The organism is Ruegeria sp. PrR005 (genome assembly GCF_010500245.1).
Lineage (GTDB): Bacteria > Pseudomonadota > Alphaproteobacteria > Rhodobacterales > Rhodobacteraceae > Ruegeria_B > Ruegeria_B marisflavi.
On record NZ_JAAGOX010000034.1, the window covers coordinates 1 to 5,201 of the forward strand.

Annotated in this window: 4 protein-coding genes; all 4 read right to left on the reverse strand. The window is 56.7% G+C overall.

Annotation, left to right across the window (positions count from 1 at the left end):
* Positions 1–59: 59 nt before the first annotated feature.
* The gene (locus tag G0P99_RS17190; protein ID WP_164131719.1) at positions 60–233 is read right to left on the reverse strand and encodes a hypothetical protein; all 174 of its coding nucleotides are present in this window, start codon (positions 231–233) and stop codon (positions 60–62) included.
* Between the two features lie 74 nt (positions 234–307).
* Entirely contained in the window at positions 308–622 is a 315-nt protein-coding gene (locus G0P99_RS25075) for a DUF6538 domain-containing protein (RefSeq protein ID WP_370462822.1), read from the reverse strand.
* A 301-nt stretch (positions 623–923) separates the two neighbouring features.
* Complete coding sequence (locus tag G0P99_RS17195; RefSeq protein WP_164131720.1) at positions 924–3,623, reverse strand: calcium-binding protein; 2,700 nt, start codon at positions 3,621–3,623, stop codon at positions 924–926.
* Positions 3,624–4,564: 941 nt separating this feature from the next.
* The gene (locus tag G0P99_RS17200; RefSeq protein WP_239059852.1) at positions 4,565–5,161 is read right to left on the reverse strand and encodes a ribonuclease H; all 597 of its coding nucleotides are present in this window, start codon (positions 5,159–5,161) and stop codon (positions 4,565–4,567) included.
* Positions 5,162–5,201 lie beyond the last annotated feature (40 nt).

Here is a 5,201-nt window from a genome sequence, read left to right on the forward strand (position 1 = left end):
GGAACCATCGTCCAGATGGACCAGAGGCCACTAATGCACTAACAATCAAACCGGACCAGTCAGATCAGGCCACCCACCTCGGCGTCGTCTGAGCGATCGTCGAACTGCGCCCCTGTTGGCGTCGAGGGCAAGGCTTTGGCGACCGGCCCGCCAAAACTCCTCTCTTTGGGAGGCAGGTGTTCAATCCCGGCATCAGTTGCGATTCCGTTTTCGAACAGCAGGTCGGCGACCATCGGAGCATATCATCGCTCGCATGAATCGTCGTCGATAGCTGTCAGAGTATTCATACGCCCAATCTGCTCTCAGGTCACAGGTTCACCGGGTTCAATCTCCAAGCTGCCATGAGTTGCAGATAGATCTTCGCTGCCACGCTGACGATCTGTTTAAAGGCGAGAGCCTCAGGCTTGGTCCGCTTCGCTGCCCATCGGCGTTGAGTGGCTGCATATTCGGCTGCAAGACGCTCCTTCGCTTCCACAGGTTCTCGAGTTCGCAGCGATCTGGATATTTCGACGCGACAGACTGTAGCCAGCAAATCGGCTGGAACGCGCACACGGATGTTGTAGATTCCGCTCTTGCAGCCTTTGACAGGTCGAGGCATGACCAGGGTCACTGCGCAGGACATCTGTGCGGGAGTCCGCAAGCGGAATGCGCTGATATTGCGCAAGTATTTGCGTATGCTTGGGAAATCATGGTGCTGCCGGAGAGATTTGAACTCTGATCTTGTCTACCTTATATACTGATTTTATTGCATATTTTTTGACAAAAGGAAACAGCTGTGTAGGAGCTTTGTGGGAACTTCTATTTTGGCACGGACGATAAGTGGAACTAACATCGGACTGTTTCAGAAAGTCATCTTCTAGGTTTTTGATCCATTCGTGTGGTTCCAAACATAACTTCGGCACCTCCTGTCTCCGAGACAGAATTCACCCCAACAGATCGAACACGTCATCGCCGATCTTAAGGTTGATGCCGTCCTGCCCCGCTCCGTCGACCAGTGCCCACATGATCTGGCCAGTCGGACGGAAGATCACGAATGCCTCCATCACCGCGTCATCGCCTGAGCGTTCTCCTTCGGCGTTTTCCGTGTGGGCGAAATTGACCTGGAACTGTTCGCGAGTGGCAGAACTGTTTCCGAACAGCAAAACGTCGCCCTCGGTCACACTATAATCCTGCACCCAGTCCGAGCCATGACCCTCAATCCCAACATGAAAGAACTTGTCGGCCCCTGTGCCGCCATTGATGCGGTCGGAGCCGTAACCCCCGTTGACGAAATCATCCCCGGCGCCGCCAAAGACGAGATCTGAGAAGGCAGAGCCGGTGATCACATCATCGCCGTCCTGACCTTGCAACTCATCAACACCCGCACCTCCGGCGATGGTGTCGTTGCCGTCTTGACCGAAGATCAGATCGTTGCCCGCGCCAGCGTCAACACTGTCGTTGCCGTCACCCGCGTAGATGACATCGCGCAGATCATCTTCACCCGGGCCGCCGATGATCGTGTCGTCGCCCGCGCCACCGTTCAGCGTATCCGACCCTAGACCACCATCAAGGCTGTCATCCCCCGCGCCACCTAGAAGCCGGTCATGTCCGAAGCCGCCATCGAGCGTATCGGCGCCATCTTCGCCAAAAGCTTCATCATCGCCGAGGCCACCAACAATGCTATCGTCGCCAGTGCCCCCGGTCAGGGTGTCATTGTCCGGTTCGCCATAGAGGGTATCGTTGCCTTCGCCGCCGTATAGCCGGTCGGCACCTATTCCACCAAACGAGAGATCGTCGCCGATGCCGCCTGCGATCAGGTCATATCCGTCGCCGCCGTTGGCGGTGTCATTTCCATCGCCACCTTGGAGCGTATCGTCGCCGCCATTGCCCGCAAGGCTGTCGTTACCCGTCCCTCCATCCAGCATTTCAGAAGCCGGACCGGAGCTGATCGTGTCATCGCCATCCTCGCCGAAAAGCGACGATGCCCCATAGTCGGACGTGATGATCAGGTCGTCCCCACCGCCAGCATAGACAAGGTTGGCGCGAGTATTGACAAAACTATTGGCAAAAATGTTGCCCCTGACTTGTCCAAGCCCTCCTTCAAGAAAACTCTGAACACCGATACCTATGTCGCCACCCCTTTGAAAGGCTTCGATCCCCAGACCTGTCAGATCACCTTCCAACAGGAGTGAAAACGAGTCTTCCGGGCCGGGGCCGGTCGCCAGCACAATACGCGTATTGCCCTCGACCAAGTCAAAGGTCGCTTCACCAGTCAGTGTGGCGTTCTCGATCAAAACCGCGTGTGACGCGTGGAAGCCAGACAGGAAATCGCTGGTCAGATCGGCCGCAGACCCCCGAACAAGATCTGCGTCGAAATCGCCCGCTGTTAGAAAAATCGTGTCTTGCCCATCACCTGGATTGATCACGTTCCCGCCGCCCTGCGCGACAATCTCGTCTTGGCCCAGTCCTCCTAATATGGTGGTCCCGGCGGTGCCGAACAGAACGTCGTTTCCATCCCCACCGGAGATGACAGAGCCGTCGGCACCGCGGAGCGTATCGTTTCCGGCGTCGCCGAGAATCTGGTTTCCCGTGCCCTGGATATCGAGATTGTCGTTCCCGTCATCGCCATGGATTTCGCCGTAATTGGTGCTGCCTGAAACCGTGTCGTCGCCGTTGCCAGCCGTCACGCTTTTCAACCCGCCCCCCGTAATCGCATCGTTTCCGTCGCCACCTAAGACGGTGTCAAACCCTAGATCGCCGCCATCGAGCGTGTCATTTCCACCCAACCCTTCGATCAGGTCCGAACCAATCGTACCGGCGATGGAATCGGCGCCCTCGGTCCCTGTGAAATGCCCTCCGAGAGCCAAGGGATGTGTTGCTGCCCCTGTCGCTTCATTCCCTTTCTCGTCGACCACTGTCATACGAACGCCGATTTGCACACCGATGTCATCCTCGGTCAGCGTATATGACGCGCCGGTTTCTCCCTCTATGTCCACGCCGTTTCGTGTCCATTGAAGCGACTGCGACACGATGCCGTCGGGGTCGGCGAGGCCTTCCACAACCGCACTCAAAATGCCCCCGAGGCGCACGTCACCCTCGACACTCAACGAGCCCGTGGTTGCGCCATTGCCGCTGAAGAACTGGATTTCGATGTCCGCGCTGCTGTATTTTTTCCAACCGACCAGAATTCTGCCATCCGAAAGCTGAGCAACCGAGGGGCCGTTTGCATCTGCGATATCAAGTTCTACCCAGTCGGCATTGTTCAGCGTGCCGCCCACAACACGGTCGGGAGCATAGTGATATTCGGAAGAGATGAAGCTGTAGTCCGTTCGGAAGTAGGAGACGTGGCCATACTCTTCGTCATAGAAAAAGTCCGGCAGGTCGGATGTTAAAAGGTAAGTTCTCGGTCCTTCCGAGACCCCATCACTGGAAAAGGTCATGCCGTAGAGCGGGTCAGCTGAGGTGGTGGGTCCGGCCCCAGGCCCACGATAGGAATAGTGATGTTGCTCCCAGATCGACATGAACCGCCCACCTGACAACGCCACGATGTCTACGCCTTCCGTCGTCCCAAATCCCGACCTTAATGTCCCGACCTGTTCACCATAAAAGACCGAAGCCAATTCCCCGGTCAGGCTGTCGAACACCCGAAAGGCCGGAACGTTTTCCGACGCCCAGCCAACAACGATTTCGCCGCTGTCCAAAACCTCCAACACTGCATGCCGGGCAGTGTCGTCGGGATTTCCCCGTAAATCACTGTCGCTGACCAGACGGCGCAGACCGGACTTCTCGCCATTGGTATCAAAGGCCTGTGCATAGATCGCCCGGTCGTTTGCGGCGTCTTCGGCCTGCCAGGCGATCATGTAGGACCCATCCGGCAAGGTGACGACATCCGGGGCGCTTTGATCCAGAACAGTGGCGCTGCTCACCCGTGTTTCGCCACCCACCTTTTCACCACTCGCATCAAACCGCTGGGAGTAGATACCACCCTCGCTTCCGTCCTGACCTTCGGAAGTCCAGGTGACAACCAAGCCACCCGACTCAAAGCTGGCAACGGCGGGTTGCCATTGGTCGCCGGACGTATGGGAATTGACCTGAAATTCCTCTCCGACGCGGGTTCCGCTTGCATCGAACAGTTGGGCAAAGATGCCCTTTTCACTCGAATCCTGCCCGTCGCTGACCCAGACTACGACAAAACCGCCATCTGCAAGGGCCGTAACTGATGTCTCGCTTTTGTCGTATAGGGTATCGGTGCTGGCAGTGGTGCGTTCGGAACCAGGAGCAAAAGCAGGAGACAAAAACGAAGACAAGTGAGTTCCCTCAAGATGCGATTACTTAGAGTTGAAACTAGTCGCACCGACAAGGAGTAAAGTCCATGGGCGGTAACGTGAAAACCTTCGATTGCAAAGAAAAATTTGATTCTCTAGCGGTTGAACAAATGATTGTCCGCTTGAGCAACGCCAATCCACTCCAACCCAAAACAAATCGATCCACGCCCCTCGGCACATGCTCGTTCGAAATCCCCAGCGACCGCCCACTCGGTGGACGCCCCGGCAGTCATTCCACCGGGGGCCTTTTCGTTGGTGATCTATCGGGTCGAGAGTTTCTTCTCAGCACGACGTGCGGCGGCATATGCCAACCGGTCGGCTCGTTCATTGTGTTCGGAGCCGTTGTGTCCACGTACCCATTCCCACGTGATGTTACGCCCTGCTGCAGCGTTTTCCAGACGCTCCCAGAGATCGCGGTTCTCAACGGCCTTGCCCCCGCTTCTCTTCCAGCCGTTGGCCTTCCATTTCGCTAGCCAGGAATTCATCGAGTTGGGGATAAGGTTCGCGTCGCAGAAAACCGTGATCGGCTCGTCCGTGACCCTGCCCAGTTTCTCCAGCGTCGCGCACACAGCGGTCAGTTCCATCCGGTTGTTCGTCGTCGATAGGTCGTAGCCGAATGCATCGCGAGACTTGATGATCTCACCAGCCACTGTTTTCCGAAGAGTTACTGAACCCCAGCCGCCGTGGCCGGGGTTGCCGATGCAGGAACCGTCCGTGAAGATCTCGATGCGGGTCTGGCCCTCGTCGAGCTGGGCACCGCGTTCGCTGGTTACGTTCTGGTTATCATGTGACGTCATGATAGTCGTGTTCATGGTTAACTTGTTGATTTCCACCCAGAAGTGAGCCGGGTTTTTCATCGAGAAGTGAGCCACCTCTGTTTATGGATTTCGGGTTATG